The 14,774-nt window shown below is 64.9% G+C and carries 15 protein-coding genes; all 15 read right to left on the bottom strand.

What is annotated here, in order from left to right; translation table 11 throughout:
• Positions 1 to 7: 7 nt before the first annotated feature.
• Positions 8 to 775: a pyridoxine 5'-phosphate synthase gene (gene pdxJ / locus E1956_RS07950; protein ID WP_134748114.1), complete on the bottom strand. Its 768-nt coding sequence runs from the start codon at positions 773 to 775 to the stop codon at positions 8 to 10.
• Positions 772 to 1,758, bottom strand: coding sequence for a DNA repair protein RecO (recO, locus tag E1956_RS07945; protein ID WP_418789212.1), 987 nt, complete (start codon positions 1,756 to 1,758; stop codon positions 772 to 774). The genes pdxJ and recO overlap by 4 nt, the downstream gene beginning before the upstream one ends.
• An 18-nt stretch (positions 1,759 to 1,776) precedes the next feature.
• Positions 1,777 to 2,682: a GTPase Era gene (era, locus tag E1956_RS07940; RefSeq protein WP_134748113.1), complete on the bottom strand. Its 906-nt coding sequence runs from the start codon at positions 2,680 to 2,682 to the stop codon at positions 1,777 to 1,779.
• Positions 2,683 to 2,743: 61 nt separating this feature from the next.
• Positions 2,744 to 4,030: a ribonuclease III gene (rnc, locus tag E1956_RS07935; RefSeq protein ID WP_134748112.1), complete on the bottom strand. Its 1,287-nt coding sequence runs from the start codon at positions 4,028 to 4,030 to the stop codon at positions 2,744 to 2,746.
• Positions 4,031 to 4,171: 141 nt separating this feature from the next.
• The gene (gene lepB / locus E1956_RS07930; protein ID WP_134748111.1) at positions 4,172 to 5,065 is read right to left on the bottom strand and encodes a signal peptidase I; all 894 of its coding nucleotides are present in this window, start codon (positions 5,063 to 5,065) and stop codon (positions 4,172 to 4,174) included.
• A gap of 21 nt (positions 5,066 to 5,086) precedes the next feature.
• Positions 5,087 to 6,880, bottom strand: a complete 1,794-nt coding sequence (gene lepA / locus E1956_RS07925; protein WP_134748110.1) for a translation elongation factor 4 — start codon at positions 6,878 to 6,880, stop codon at positions 5,087 to 5,089.
• A gap of 174 nt (positions 6,881 to 7,054) precedes the next feature.
• Positions 7,055 to 7,399 carry a glutaredoxin family protein gene (locus E1956_RS07920; RefSeq protein WP_134748109.1) on the bottom strand — a complete coding sequence of 115 codons (345 nt, stop codon included), beginning with the start codon at positions 7,397 to 7,399 and terminating at the stop codon, positions 7,055 to 7,057.
• A 5-nt stretch (positions 7,400 to 7,404) separates the two neighbouring features.
• Complete coding sequence (locus tag E1956_RS07915) at positions 7,405 to 8,940, bottom strand: DegQ family serine endoprotease (RefSeq protein ID WP_134748108.1); 1,536 nt, start codon at positions 8,938 to 8,940, stop codon at positions 7,405 to 7,407.
• 25 nt (positions 8,941 to 8,965) lie between these two features.
• Positions 8,966 to 10,036 carry a MucB/RseB C-terminal domain-containing protein gene (locus E1956_RS07910; protein ID WP_134748107.1) on the bottom strand — a complete coding sequence of 357 codons (1,071 nt, stop codon included), beginning with the start codon at positions 10,034 to 10,036 and terminating at the stop codon, positions 8,966 to 8,968.
• A 5-nt stretch (positions 10,037 to 10,041) separates the two neighbouring features.
• Entirely contained in the window at positions 10,042 to 10,695 is a 654-nt protein-coding gene (locus E1956_RS07905) for a sigma-E factor negative regulatory protein (RefSeq protein ID WP_134748106.1), read from the bottom strand.
• A gap of 88 nt (positions 10,696 to 10,783) precedes the next feature.
• Positions 10,784 to 11,383: an RNA polymerase sigma factor RpoE gene (rpoE, locus tag E1956_RS07900; RefSeq protein WP_028215987.1), complete on the bottom strand. Its 600-nt coding sequence runs from the start codon at positions 11,381 to 11,383 to the stop codon at positions 10,784 to 10,786.
• Between the two features lie 237 nt (positions 11,384 to 11,620).
• The gene (locus E1956_RS07895; RefSeq protein ID WP_134748105.1) at positions 11,621 to 12,124 is read right to left on the bottom strand and encodes a protein YgfX; all 504 of its coding nucleotides are present in this window, start codon (positions 12,122 to 12,124) and stop codon (positions 11,621 to 11,623) included.
• Positions 12,125 to 12,149: 25 nt separating this feature from the next.
• Positions 12,150 to 13,391 (bottom strand): beta-ketoacyl-ACP synthase II, encoded by a 1,242-nt coding sequence (gene fabF, locus E1956_RS07890; RefSeq protein ID WP_134748104.1) that lies wholly within the window; start codon positions 13,389 to 13,391, stop codon positions 12,150 to 12,152.
• 195 nt (positions 13,392 to 13,586) lie between these two features.
• Positions 13,587 to 13,826 carry an acyl carrier protein gene (gene acpP / locus E1956_RS07885; RefSeq protein ID WP_004197638.1) on the bottom strand — a complete coding sequence of 80 codons (240 nt, stop codon included), beginning with the start codon at positions 13,824 to 13,826 and terminating at the stop codon, positions 13,587 to 13,589.
• A 168-nt stretch (positions 13,827 to 13,994) separates the two neighbouring features.
• Positions 13,995 to 14,744, bottom strand: a complete 750-nt coding sequence (gene fabG / locus E1956_RS07880; protein WP_134748103.1) for a 3-oxoacyl-ACP reductase FabG — start codon at positions 14,742 to 14,744, stop codon at positions 13,995 to 13,997.
• Between the last annotated feature and the right edge of the window lie 30 nt (positions 14,745 to 14,774).

The following is a 14,774-nucleotide window of genomic DNA, read 5'->3' as shown; positions in this document are numbered from 1 at the left end:
GGGTGGGTCACGCGCGCGTCGCGGCGAGGCGCGACGCAACCATGATCGCCTTCATCTCGCGCACCGCGTTTTCCCAGCCCGCGAAGATCGCATGCGCGACGATCGCGTGGCCGATGTTGAGCTCGTGAATGCCGTCGATCGCGGCGATCTGCTGCACGTTCGTGTAGTGCAGCCCATGGCCCGCGTTGACCCTCAGCCCGAGGCCGATGCCGCAGTTCACGCCCAGCACCACGCGCTCGAATTCGCGCTGCTGCTCGGCGGCCTCGTGCGCTTCGGCATAGCGGCCCGTGTGCAGCTCGATCACGGGCGCGCCGGTTTCGTGCGCCGCGCGAATCTGCGTCTCGTCCGGGTCGATGAACAGCGACACGCGGATGCCCGCATCGGCAAGTTGCCGGCAAGCGGACGCGACGGCGTCGAACTGCCCCGCCACGTCGAGACCGCCTTCGGTCGTCAGCTCCGCGCGCTTCTCGGGCACGAGGCAGACGTCCTGCGGCTTGATCTCGCACGCGATGTCGAGCATTTCGGACGTGACCGCGCACTCGAGATTCATGCGCGTCTTGAGCAGCGGGCGCAGCTTGCGCACGTCCGCGTCGACGATATGACGGCGATCCTCGCGCAAGTGCAGCGTGATGACGTCGGCGCCCTGCTCTTCGGCGAGCAGTGCTGCGCGGATGGGATCGGGATAGGCCGTGCCGCGCGCGTTGCGCAGCGTAGCGACGTGGTCGATGTTGACGCCGAGGTCGATCACGTTAGGCGAAGTGAGAAAGAAGCTCATAGATTCTGCAGGTCGATCAGGATCTGGCGCGTCGCAAGCGGCGTGCCGCCAAGGTAAGTGTGCAACAGGAAACGCATCAGCGCCTTGCTCTGCGCGACGGTCTGGGGTCGATGGTAATCGTCCTCTTCCATATCGAGCAACGTCTGGCCGGAAAGCACGGGCCATTGCGAGGGCCATTCGTCGGAAGCCTCACGTACGCCGCGCTCGGGATCGAACACGTAGCGCCCTTCGGGCACCACGGCCTTGCGGTTCACCGTGCGGTTGAGCGCGAGCGCGTAGCCGGTCTCGCGCAGCAGCACGCGCTCGAATGAACGCAGCACCTGCACGGGCGGCTCGTCGTGCGCGAGACGTGTCATCGTCACGACGTAGTGGCGAAACAGTGGAGGATGCGGGTCTTCGCGCGCGCAGAACTTCACGAGCAGCTCGTTCACGTAGAAGCCACACAGCAGCGCGTCGCCGGTGAGCGGCAGCATGCCGCCCACCCATTCGGCGCCGGTGAGCGTGCGCACTTCGCCCTTGCCGGTCCACGAGAGCGTGAGTGGCTGGAAGGTCTGCAGCACGCCGCGCAGCGCCGAGTGCGGACGCTTGGCGCCCTTCGCGACGAGCGCGACGCGGCCGTGATCGCGCGTGAGCACGTCGATGATGAGGCTGGTTTCGCGCCAGGGATAGCTGTGCAGCACGAACGCGGGCTGCTCGGCGACGCGATAGTCGGGCGTCGCGCTGCGTGGCGCGCGCGGCAGTGTCGAGCGCGCGCTGGTCTTGCGCGGTGCGTGCGATGTCGGGGTGCGCTCGAGCGTGGCGTCTGCGCCTTCGGTCAAGTCGCTGTCTGTCGCAGAGGACTTCGCGCGCCGGCTGCGCGATGGCGCAGCCTTCGCACGCGAGCGAGCGCCGACGGGCGACTCGAAGTCGGCGTCGTCGGCGTTCATGCCCGCGTCGGGCGCGGGCCGGTCGTCGTTCAGGGTTCCGGCTGCGCCGTCACTCATCCTGGCACTCGTAGCGGGTCACTCGTAGCCGTAAGCGCGCAGGCCGGCCTCGTTGTCGGCCCAGCCGCTCTTCACCTTCACGAAGGTTTCGAGGTAGACCGGACCGTCGAACAGCTTTTCCATGTCGAGGCGCGCCTCGGTGCTGATCTGCTTGAGCTTGGCGCCCTTCTGGCCGATCACCATGGCCTTCTGGGTGTCGCGCTCGACGAGGATCGTCGCGAAGATGCGGCGCAAGCGCCCTTCCTGCTCGAACTTGTCGATCAGCACGGTGCTCGTGTATGGCAGCTCGTCGCCGGTCCAGCGGAACACCTTCTCGCGCAGGATCTCAGCGGCGAGAAAGCGCTCGCTGCGGTCGGTCAGGTCGTCTTCGCCGTAGATCGGCTCGCCTTCGGGCAGATACGGCTTGAGCGTCGCGAGCAGGCGCTTGATGTCGTCGGGATTATTGGCCGAGAGCGGAATGATCTCGCGGAACTCGCGCAGCTTCTGCACTTCCTGGATGAACGGATAGAGCGTGGCCTTGTCGGTCACGCGGTCGATCTTGTTCGCGATCAGGATCGTGGGCGCGTTCGGCGGAATCAGGTCGAGCACCTTCTGGTCGTCGGGACCGAACTTGCCGGCCTCGATCACGAACAGCACGGCGTCGACGGAGCTCAGCGTAGAGGTAACGGCGCGGTTCAGCGAGCGGTTCAGCGCGGTGCTGTGGCGCGTCTGGAAGCCCGGCGTGTCGACGAAGATGTACTGCGCGTCGTCGACCGTGTTGATGCCGGTGATGCGATGGCGCGTGGTCTGCGCCTTGCGCGACGTGATGCTGATCTTCTGGCCGACGAGCGCGTTCATCAGCGTGGATTTGCCGACGTTCGGACGGCCGACGATCGCGACCATGCCGCAGCGAAAACCGGCAGGAGTGGAAGTGGGAGCGTTCATGATCGGACCGGATTATGAGAGCGGCGCGCGCACGGTTGAAACGGCGCGCGCACGGGTTGAATCAGTGGCCGGCGTCGGCGGCGCGCACGGGGACTGCCGCACCCGCTTCGGCGCTGGCGCCCGCGGTGGAGCCAGACGCTGTGCTGGACAGCGCGTCCGGCGACGCGTCGTTGCCTGCGCTGGTCGCGCCGGTTGTGCCGCTTGCACCGCTTGCGCCATTACTGGCCGTACCGTGCTGTCCGCCATTCTGTTGTGGATCGCGGCCGCGCGCCACACGCGGCGCGATTGACCCGGCGGACGGCACGGAGTCGAATTTATCGGCAGGCTTTTCGGCGTGCTTCTCCGCGGCGGCGCGCTCGGTTTTTTCAACCGGCTTTTCCGGGGCTTTGTCGCCGCCCTTCTCCACGCCACGCTCCTGCACGTGCGCCGCGCGGATCACCGCGAGCGGCGCCGCCAGTACAGTGGCGGTGGCGGCGGCAGCGCGGTCGCCCGCCTCATCGCCCGCCGCAACGGCATGGTGTGCACTCGTGGCCGCCGCACGCTCGCCGCGCGCGCGGCGCTCCGGCGTGCGCAGATCAAGCGCGCCCTGCACGCCCGTCACGCCAGGTACGACCTCGGGCTCGGTCTTGGGCGCGCGTGCGCCCTTCGAGCGCCGCGGCTTGGCGACCAGCGCGGGCGCGGCGGCCATCACCTCGTCGAGCGCCTTTTTCGCGGCGGCCTGCTCGGCCGCGCGGCGGCTCGCGCCCGAACCCGACACCTTCACGTCGAGCTTGGGCACCGTGCATTCGACTTCGAACTGCTGATTGTGCGCCGCACCATGCGTCGCGACGACCGTGTAGGTCGGCAGGGCGATCTTGTGCCCCTGCAGATATTCCTGCAGCAGCGTCTTGGAATCCTTGCCGAGCGTGCGCGGATCGATGTGATCGAGGATCGGCACGTAGAGGCGCTTGATGACCGTCTGGGCGGCGTCGAAGCCGCCGTCGAGGAAGATTGCGCCGAAGATCGCTTCGAGCGCGTCCGCGAGGATCGACGGGCGCCGAAAGCCCCCGCTACGCAGCTCGCCTTCGCCGAGCCGCAGGCCGTCGGCGATATTGAGGGCCTGAGCGATCTCGTAGAGCGACTGCTGCTTGACCAGATTCGCGCGCACGCGCGAGAGGTCGCCTTCGTCCAGCTTGCTAAAACGTTGGAACAATAGGGCCGCCACCGCGCAATTCAGAACCGAATCACCGAGGAATTCGAGGCGTTCGTTATGCGTGGCACTGTGACTGCGGTGGGTCAAAGCCTGGCGCAGCAATTCCGCATTGCGAAATTCGTAGCGCAAACGGCTTTCCAACGGAGATAGGGGCATGGGGAGAGTATAACGCGCCCGCCGCCCCCGGCGAAAACGCGGGGCGGCGGGCGAAAAACCGTGATGAAGCGACGTTACCGCCGGTTCTTCAAGTAGCGTGCGAAGATGCGCTGCGAATCACACGCATCGACGCGCACGCATTTACTCGAACGAACCGATGCGCTTCAGATTGCTGAAGTTCATCCAGATGAAGAACGCGCGGCCGACGATGTTGGCGTCCGGCACGAAGCCCCAATAGCGGCTGTCCGCGCTGTTGTCGCGGTTATCGCCCATCATGAAGTAGTGGCCCGGCGGCACCTTGCAGATCACGCCGCGCGCGTTGTACTGGCAGTTGTCGCGATACGGATAATCTTCGGCGCCCACGATGAACGGCGGCACCGCGGGGTTGTTGAGGATGTTGTTCTTGCGGTCGCCGAGGTCTTCGGTGAACTGCTTCGCGTAGCCGATGCGCTCTTCATCGAAGTAATCGGCTTGCGGCGTCTCGGGCACCGGCTTGCCGTTGATCGTGAGCTGCTTGTCCTGATACGCGACCACGTCACCCGGCAGGCCGATCACACGCTTGATGTAGTCGACCGACTCGTCCTTCGGATAGCGGAACACCACCACGTCGCCGCGCTCGAGCGGACGGCCCTGGGTGACCTTCGTGTTCGTGATCGGCAGGCGCAGACCATAGTCGAACTTGTTCACGAGGATGAAGTCGCCCACGACCAGCGTGGGCACCATCGAGCCCGACGGAATCTTGAACGGCTCCACGACGAACGAGCGCACGAGGAACACGATCAGGATGACGGGGAAGAAGCTCGCCGTGTATTCGAGCCACCACGGCTGGCGCAGCTTTTCGTTGCGCAGGTTCTGACGCGTCACCGGCGCGTTCTCGTCGGCGAAGCGCTCACCCACACGCGCCTGCTGCCGGTCGAACTCGGCGACGGCCGCATCGGCGGCGAGGCGCCGGCGCGGCATGAAAACCAGCTTGTCTGCAACCCACGCGATACCCGTCAGCACGACGAGCACAAAAAGAATCAGCGCAAAATTCATGTAGAGATCCGTTGTTCTGGCTTATTTGTCTTCGACACGGAGAATCGCGAGGAATGCCTCTTGCGGAATTTCGACAGAGCCAACCTGCTTCATCCGCTTCTTGCCTTCCTTCTGCTTCTCGAGAAGCTTCTTCTTGCGCGTGATGTCGCCTCCATAGCACTTGGCCAGCACGTTCTTGCGCAGCGCCTTGATGTTCTCGCGCGCGATGATGTGCGCGCCAATGGCCGCCTGGATCGCCACGTCGTACATCTGGCGCGGGATGATCTCGCGCATCTTTGCCGCCACTTCGCGGCCGCGATATTGCGACTGCGTGCGGTGCACGATCACGGACAGCGCATCGACCTTGTCGCCGTTGATCAGCATGTCGACCTTCACGACGTCCGAGCTGCGGTATTCCTTGAACTCGTAGTCCATCGACGCGTAACCGCGCGAGACCGACTTCAGGCGGTCGAAGAAGTCGAGCACGATTTCCGCCATCGGGATTTCGTAGGTGAGCTGCACCTGGCGGCCGTGATACTGCATGTTGATCTGGTTGCCGCGCTTCTGCGTACAGAGCGTAATGACCGAACCCACATAGTCCTGCGGCATGTACAGGTTCACGGTCACGATCGGCTCGCGGATCTCGGCGATCTTCGAGGGCTCCGGCATCTTCGCCGGGTTCTCGACCTTGATCAGGGTGCCGTCGGCCTGCACGACTTCGTACACCACGGTGGGCGCCGTGGTGATGAGGTCCATGTCGAACTCGCGCTCTAAACGCTCCTGCACGATCTCCATGTGCAGAAGACCCAGGAAGCCGCAGCGGAAGCCGAAGCCGAGCGCCTGTGAAACTTCCGGCTCGTACTGGAGCGAAGCGTCGTTGAGCTTGAGCTTTTCGAGCGATTCGCGCAGCGCGTCGTACTGGTTCGCCTCGACCGGATAAAGGCCCGCGAACACCTGCGGCTTCACTTCCTTGAAGCCCGGCAGCGGTTCCGGCGCCGGCTTCGTGGCGAGCGTGACGGTGTCACCCACCTTGGTCGCGGCGAGCTCCTTGATGCCCGCGATGATGAAGCCCACCTGCCCCGCCGAAAGCTGCTCGAGATTGCGCGACTTCGGCGAGAACACGCCCACGTGCTCGACCGGATACTGCGCGCCGGTGGCCATCAGCTTGATCTTGTCCTTCGGACGCAGCGTGCCGTTGACGATGCGCACGAGCATCACCACACCGACGTAGTTGTCGAACCACGAGTCGATGATGAGCGCCTGCAGCGGCGCTTCCGTATCGCCCTTGGGCGGCGGCACCTTGGCGATCAGCGATTCGAGCACGTCCTCGACGCCGAGGCCGGTCTTCGCGCTGCAGCGCGTGGCGTCGGTGGCGTCGATGCCGATCACGTCCTCGATCTCGGCGATGGCGTTCTCGGGATTCGCCGCGGGCAGGTCGATCTTGTTGAGCACCGGCACGACTTCGACGCCGAGCTCGATCGCGGTGTAGCAGTTCGCCACCGTCTGCGCCTCGACGCCCTGGCTCGCGTCCACCACGAGCAGCGCGCCCTCGCACGCGGAGAGCGAACGGCTCACTTCGTACGAGAAGTCGACGTGTCCCGGCGTGTCGATCAGGTTCAGGTTGTAGACCTTGCCGTCACGCGCCTTGTAGCTGAGCGCAGCGGTCTGCGCCTTGATCGTGATGCCGCGCTCGCGCTCGAGATCCATCGAGTCGAGCACCTGCGATTCCATTTCACGGTCGGACAGGCCGCCGCACAACTGGATGATGCGATCGGCGAGCGTCGACTTGCCATGGTCGATGTGCGCAATGATCGAGAAGTTACGAATATGATCCATTCAGTACCGATCAAGCGAAAAAGGCGCGCCCCAAACTTTGCTGGGCACGCCTCGTAAATAGATGAAAAACCGCAGTATTTTAGCCGAAAAGGGGTCCCACGGGCGAACCGTCCTGTGATGTAACGGATGTGTCATGCGCATGGGGCGCGTCGGGCGCGATGCTGGACGGGCGTTTCACGCGCTGCTCGACGCGGGCGGCAGCACGGTTTGCGCACCCGCCACATCCGATACGTCGGCGCTCAAGCCCAGCGCGGCGCGCACACGCGCCTCGTCGAGCCGGTAGTGGCACAGCTCGACGCCGTCGCATACCAGCACCGGCACGAGCTCGTCGTAGCGCGCCTGCAGCGCGGGGTCGGAGTCGACATCGATCAACTCGATGCGCGCCCCCGCCGCCGCCGCGAGCGGCTCCAGCGCCGCGCGCATGTCCTCGCACAGATGGCACCACGCGCGGCCATACAGCACCAGCTGCGCGCCCGCGCGCGGCTCAGTGGCGGTCGATGTCCGCGCAGGGGCGCTCATCGTGCTTACTTCTGCCCCGAATTGCGCGGGCGCAGCGGCACGAACTGCGTGTTCTCGCCACGGCGCACGAGGATCGCCACCATCTTCTGCGGGTCCAGGTGCGACGCGACATCCTGGAACTGCTTGGCGCTCGTGATGTCCGTGTCGCCCACCCGCAGGATGATGTCGCCCTTCTGCAAACCGGCGCGCGCGGCGGGGCCGTCCACCGAATCCACCATCACGCCGCCCTTGATCTTGAGCTGGCTCAGCTGGTCGGCGGAGAGATCCGTCACCGAGATGCCCAGTGCGTTCGACGGGCGCGGCTTGGGCTCCGGCGCCTTCTTCTGGTCGGCCTTCGCGCTCTTGTCCGACTGCATCTCGGCAATCGTGATCGGCAGATCGCGCGTCGTGCCCTTGCGCCAGATCGTGATGGTCGCCTTGGTGCCCGGCTTGGTGTCGCCCACCATGCGCGGCAGGTCGGTGGCCGCGTCGACCGTCTGGCCGTTGAACTTCTGGATGATGTCGCCGGGCTGGATGCCCGCCTTGTCGGCCGGACCGCCCGGCTCGACGCTCGACACCAGCGCGCCCTGCGCCTTCGGCAGACCGAGCGAATCGGCCACGTCCTTGGTCACCTCGCCGATGGCCACGGCAATCCGGCCGCGCGTGACCTTGCCCGTGGCCTTGAGCTGATCGGCCACGCGCATCGCCTCGTCGATCGGAATCGCGAACGAGATGCCCATGAAGCCGCCGGTGCGGCTATAGATCTGCGAGTTGATGCCGATCACCTCGCCCTGCATGTTGATGAGCGGACCGCCCGAGTTGCCGGGATTCACGGCCACGTCGGTCTGGATGAACGGCAGATAGTCGCCCGTGTCGCGGCCCTTCGCGCTCACGATGCCGGCGGTGACAGTGTTCTCGAGGCCGAACGGCGAGCCGATCGCCACGACCCACTCGCCCACGCGCACCTTGTTCGAATCCCCGATCGTGATGGCCGGCAGGTTGTTCGCCTGGATCTTCACGACTGCCACGTCGGTACGGTCATCCACGCCGATCAGCTTGGCCTTGAACTCGCGCTTGTCGGTGAGCGTGACGTAAATGCTGTCCGCGTCGTCGACCACGTGTGCGTTGGTCATCACGTAGCCGTCACTCGTCATGATGAAGCCCGAGCCCACGCCGCTGCTCTGCTCGGTGTCGTTGCCGCTGTCCGGCCCGGAGTCCTGTCCTCCGCCTTGACCGCCACCTTGATCGCCGCCCTGGCCGCCGCGCGGCGACTGATCGCCGCCCTGGGGCCCTTGAGGTGCCTGCGGCAAGGGGATGCCAAAGAAGCGGCGGAAGAATTCCGACATGTCGCCGTTGTCCATCCCCGGCGGCAGCCCGCGCTGCGAGAGCGTCACGCGCGTGGTGGTGCGGATGTTGACGACGGAGGGCCCCACCTTGTCCACGAGATCTGTGAAGTCCGGCAGATTGGCGGCAGGCGCCGCCGATGCCGTGTGCGGGGCGAACGGCAGGCACGCCGCCACCACCGCGGCCGCGAAGAATTTGCGCAGCGGGAGGATCGTCATATCGAAATCGGCCGTAGCGTAGAAGTTACTTGGGAGCCTTGTATTCTATGGCAGACGCGAATTGCTGCAACGTGGTCTGGGGCACCTCGCCGAGCAAGGTGATCCAGTAATCCCCACTACGCTTCACGAGCACGTGGGTTGCGCCGCTGCTACCCGAGCCTTCCTTGCGGCTATTGTGCTCGACTGGCTCGACAAAGACGGAGATGGCCGACAGCCCATCGGAGAACACGGCCTGATCGACGGGAATGGGCGGATCGTTGGCGTCGCGCGCGGCCATCGGGCGACGCAGTTCGCGGATCTTCCGAAAGCCCGGCACGGTCTGCGCGAAGGTCCAGCCCTGCGCCTCCATGTCGACCGGCTGCAGCGGCGGACGCACGACCGTCCAGCCGGCGGTGTTACCGATGTTACGTATAGCGGCGGCGATCGGCGCCTTGTCCACCGGCACACCGATGCTCACCTGCGTGAAGGAGAGCTGCTGGAGTACCTGACCATTCGACGGGTCGAGCGTCTGCGCGCGCAGCAGCAGCCCCGTCTTCGCGTCGGCCCACAGCTTGTAGGCGAAGCGCCAGGCGTCCTTCGGATCGAGTTCGATCACCTGGCTGTCGATGCCGGCCACGCGGTCGTTGCCGAGCATCTTCGGATCGTAGACGGCGAGCACCTGCTCGCCGCTCGTGGAGAGCAGCGCCGGGAAAGCTTCCTTGTTCTGGCGCTTTTCGACGACGCACAGCTTGCGCTCGGGCACGAACGTGTAGAGGTCGTCGTTATGGCGCAGCATCTTGCGCGGCTTGCCATCGAGGCTCTCGAGCTGCTCGTATTCGCCGTCGTTCTTCGTGGCGTAGTGCGTGATGCGCGAGGACTGCACGAAGGCACCGCGCTGATAAACGAAGGTGCCCGTGTAGTTCAGCTGCTGTGCGGCCTGCTGGATGCGGTCGAGCCACTGCGCGGCGCTCTGGCGCGTGGCCGGGTCGGTGGCCGACGCGCCTTGCGCGTGTGCGTGCGTGGCGGCGGACAGCGCGGTGAACATTACGGCCGCACAACACAGAAGTGCCGGCAGCCGCCCCCAGAATGTCGTTTTATTCAACCGCGCTATCTGCATCAGACTTATTGGCCTTGCGTGGTAAGGGCAGCGGAGCGGATGTACGGCATCGAATCCGACATGACCGGTTGCTGCGCGAACTGCTGGTGCGCCTCGAGATATTCGTCCAGGCGCGCGTCGCGGATGATGTTGCCGTCTTGCACGGCAGCCGTCTGCACCGGTGCCGTATTCATGGCCACGCGCTGAACGTTGTCGCCGGCGGACTGCACCGAAGCGATCTGCGGCGCGCCGGCCATGCCGACGCCGCGCATCTGCGGCATGACGATCCACGTGAGCGTGGCAGCCGCGGCGGCCACGGCCAGTGACGGCACGACGCGGCGGCGCAGCGCAAGAATGCGCGAGACGCGGCCGTTATGCGTGGCGGCCTGGCCGGACGCGGCGGGCAACGCCGCCGGCGCCAGCACGTGCGGCTCGGCCTCGAAGCGTGCCGCGAAGCCCGCCATGAACGACTGGCTCGCGGCCGGGCTCATCGCCAGGTCGTCCGAGCGCAGTACGTCGCCGATCAGGTGATAGCTCGACCAGGCCATACGGCCTTCTTGATCGAGTCCAGAAAAAATAGTGTTCAGATGCTGTTCATCGCCGGCCATTTCGCCGTCGACGAAGGCGGACAGTTGCTCGCCGCGCGAGCTTGACACCGATTGCATCGAAACCGACCCCATGATGCTCCCCATTTCCTTACAGAGCCCCGTAGTGACACACACCCACATTCTGGTGAATTGCGTCCGTGCCCGGCGCGAGACTGGCCAGTTACCAGCGCTTGCCTTCCGGTGTGTCCAGCAGCGGACGCAATTTTGCCGCAATGGCTTCGCGAGCGCGGAAAATTCTCGATCTGACGGTGCCGATCGGGCAACCCATCATTTCGGCGATTTCCTCGTAGCTCAACCCCTCAATTTCACGAAGAGTAATGGCGGTGCGCAACTCTTCCGGTAAAACCGCCATCGCAGCATTGACCGTCTCGGCGATCTGCTTGCTCATCAACATCGACTCTGGCGTGTTGATATCCCTTAGTTGATCGGCGTCCGAGAAAGTTTCCGCTTCTTCAGCATCTGCTTCGGTGGATGTGGGGGCGCGTCTTCCCTGGGTCGCAAGGTAGTTCTTCGCCGTATTGACGGCAATTCGGTACAACCACGTATAGAAAGCGGATTCGCCACGAAACTGCGGCAGTGCCCGATACGCCTTGATGAAGGCATCCTGGGCCACGTCCTCGACCTCCGCGGGGTCCCGCACGAGGCGCGAGATCAGGCGGATGATCTTGCGGTGGTACTTGGAGACCAGCAGTTCGAACGCGGCCTTGTCGCCTTTTTGCACGCGTTCGACCAGCACCTGGTCGATTTCTTTTTCGCTCACCTGAAAAATCCGTTAGCTCATGGAAGTGGACGCGGGGGCACCATTGTAGCGTTACCGCCACGGTGCCACGTTATGCGCGTAACAGCCGTTACAGTCGTTACAGCGCTCTGGCAGGCGCAGGACGCACTTAGATGGGGACGATGCGGCGAAAGACAATGCGGACGATGCCGGCAATGAGGAGAAATGCGGGTACGCGAAGCGCCGCGCAGGCGCTTTAGCGCGATACGGCAGTCGCGCTTATCGGCCGGACGCGCCGCGGGCGCTCACGGCGAGGATGCGGAACGTCTCGGCATCGAGGGAATCGGCGGCCACGAGCAAGGTCTTGCGGCGCCCGCCCGCCTCCACCACGAGCGCGAGCAACGCAGCGCCCCACTGTGCTGCGCCTACCAGGCGCCCATCGACGAGGCACTCACCCATGCGCGCAATGGCGGCGAAGTGATCAGTCCCGATTTCGATGAAAGCCGGCTGCGCGCGACGCCATGCCTGGAAAGCGAGCAGCCCGGCCGCGCCCAGCGCGAGCGTCGGCGGCAATGCGCGCCATCCGCCGAGCCAGGGCGAGAGCGTCGTAAAGAGTGCTGCAGCGGCAATCAGGACGCCCGCGAGCAGCAGCGCCTGCAGCGCCCGGGACGGGCGCAGGGCAACGCGCGGCGCATGCACGCGCCGCGCATCGGAAAGGGGGTTGCGGCCGGCCGGCGCGTGCAACTGCGCCGGCGCGGCCGCTGTGTCGCGCGTGGCGATCACGTTCGGCTTACCGCTTGAATGCGGCTCAAGCGTGGCGCTTGAAAACCAGCGTGCCGTTCGTCCCGCCGAAGCCGAACGAGTTCTTCAGCGCGACGTCGATCTTCATGTCCCGCGCGGTGTTCGCGCAGTAGTCCAGGTCGCATGCCGGATCCTGGTTGAAGATATTGATCGTCGGCGGCGAGATCTGGTTGTGCACGGCGAGCACCGTGAACACCGACTCGAGGCCGCCCGCGCCGCCCAGCAAGTGGCCGGTCATCGACTTGGTCGAGTTCACGACGATGTCCTTCGCGTGGTCGCCGAACGCGCGCTTGATCGCGGTGGTTTCCGCGATGTCGCCCAGCGGCGTCGACGTGCCGTGCGCGCTGACCCAGTCCACTTCGGTCGGGTTCACGCCCGCGTTGCGCATCGCGTACTGCATGCAGCGGCGCGCGCCGTCGCCGTCTTCGAGCGGTGCGGTCATGTGATACGCGTCGCCGCTCATGCCGTAGCCGCCGACTTCCGCGTAGATCTTCGCGCCGCGCTTCTTCGCGTGCTCGTACTCTTCGAGGATCATCACGCCGGCGCCCTCGCCCAGCACGAAGCCGTCGCGGTCCTTGTCCCACGGACGGCTTGCCGTTGCCGGGTCGTCGTTGCGCTGCGAGAGCGCGCGCGCCGCCGCGAAGCCGCCGATGCCGAGCGGCGAAACGGTCGATTCCGCGCCGCCCGCGATCATCACGTCGGCGTCGCCGTACTCGATCAGACGTGAGGCTTCGCCGATGCAGTGCAGGCCGGTCGTACAGGCCGTGACCATGGAGAGGTTCGGGCCCTTGAGGCCGTACTTGATCGACAGGTGGCCGGAGATCATGTTGATGATCGAGGCCGGCACGAAGAACGGCGAAATCCGGCGCGGACCGCGATTGAGCAACTCGGTCTGCGTGATTTCGATCATGGGCAGGCCACCGATGCCCGAGCCCACCACCACGCCCACGCGCTCGGCATTCTCTTCGGTGATCTCGAAGCCGCTGTCCTGCATCGCCTGGATACCCGCAGCAATGCCGTAATGGATGAACGTATCCATATGACGTGCTTCTTTCGCCGGCATGTAATCTTCGACGTTGAAACCTTTCACTTCGCCGGCAAAGCGGGTCGAGAAGTTCGTAGCGTCGAACTTCGTGATGTTGGCGATGCCGGACTTCCCGGCGACCAGATTGGCCCACCCGTCGGCAACATTATTGCCAACAGGCGAAATCAGCCCCAGGCCTGTAACAACAACTCGACGGCGGCTCACGGTAACCCCTTTTCCATAGATGACAAAACAAAAGCCACAGAGGCCACAGGAAATGCTCCTGTGAGCCCTGTGGCTAGTTGACCGGCAGATGTCCCGCAGCGGTTGCGGGGCGTTCGCGGTTTCACGGGCAAGCGTCCTCGCGGGCCGCTAGCGTGCAACTTGTACGCGCGCGGGCCCGGGCAGGAAGATGGCGCTTTAGGCCTTGACGTTCGCGCGAGCGTAGTCGATCGCTTGCTGAACCGTCGTGATCTTCTCGGCTTCCTCGTCGGGGATTTCCATGCCGAATTCGTCTTCGAGGGCCATCACCAGTTCCACGGTGTCGAGCGAGTCTGCGCCCAGATCGTTCACGAACGAAGCTTCGTTCTTGATTTCAGCTTCGGCGACGCCCAGTTGCTCGGCGACGATCTTCTTGACGCGCTGTTCGATGTTGTCCATTACCCCTCCAAGGGAAAAAAGTCAGTTCATAAATGCGAGTGCGCGCATTTTATCAGGTTTGACCTGGCTGAAAAGCGGCGCTCGCTGTTCCGGAACGGCTATTCGCGAGAGCGCCTGGCGAGATTATTCACACAGGTGCATCAAGGCGCGGATAGTACCTGAATCCGGTTAAGACATATACATCCCGCCATTTACGTGCAACGTAGTGCCCGTGATATAGCCTGCCTGCGGCGAGGCGAGAAAGACGACCGCATGCGCGATGTCTTCCGGGCTGCCGAGGCGCCCCAGCGGAATCTGCTGCTTGAGCGCCGTCTGCTGCTCGGCGGGCAGATCCTTGGTCATGTCGGTGTCGATGAAGCCCGGCGCCACGCAGTTCACCGTGATGCCGCGGCTGCCGATCTCGCGCGCGAGCGCGCGCGTCATGCCCGCGACGCCAGCCTTGGCCGCCGCGTAGTTGGCCTGGCCCGGGTTGCCCGAGGAGCCGACCACCGAAGTAATGTTGATGATGCGGCCAGTGCGCGCCTTCATCATCGGGCGCAGCACGGCGCGCGAGAGGCGGAACACCGACTTCAGGTTGGTGTCGATCACCGCGTCCCACTCGTCGTCCTTCATGCGCATCGCCAGGTTGTCCTGCGTGATGCCGGCATTGTTGACGAGGATCGCGAGGCCGCCGAACTCCTTGACCGTCGCGTCGATGAGCGCTTCGGCCGCAGCCGCGTCGTTGACGTTGAGCACCGCGCCGCGGCCCTTCACACCGGCCTCTTCGAAGGCTGCGGTGATGGCCTGCGCGCCGGCTTCGCTCGTTGCCGTGCCGATCACCGTCGCGCCCTGGCGCGCCAGTTCGAGCGCGATCGCCCGGCCGATGCCGCGCGATGCGCCGGTCACGATCGCGGCTTGATTGTCGAGAGTCTTTTCCATCGTTCGAATCCGTTGCGTTTGATGCTTTTC

The organism is Paraburkholderia pallida, assembly GCF_004524855.1.
GTDB classification, from domain to species: Bacteria; Pseudomonadota; Gammaproteobacteria; order Burkholderiales; family Burkholderiaceae; genus Paraburkholderia; species Paraburkholderia oxyphila.
Note: the sequence above shows the minus strand (reverse complement) of the source record. Positions and strands in the feature narration are given on the sequence as shown.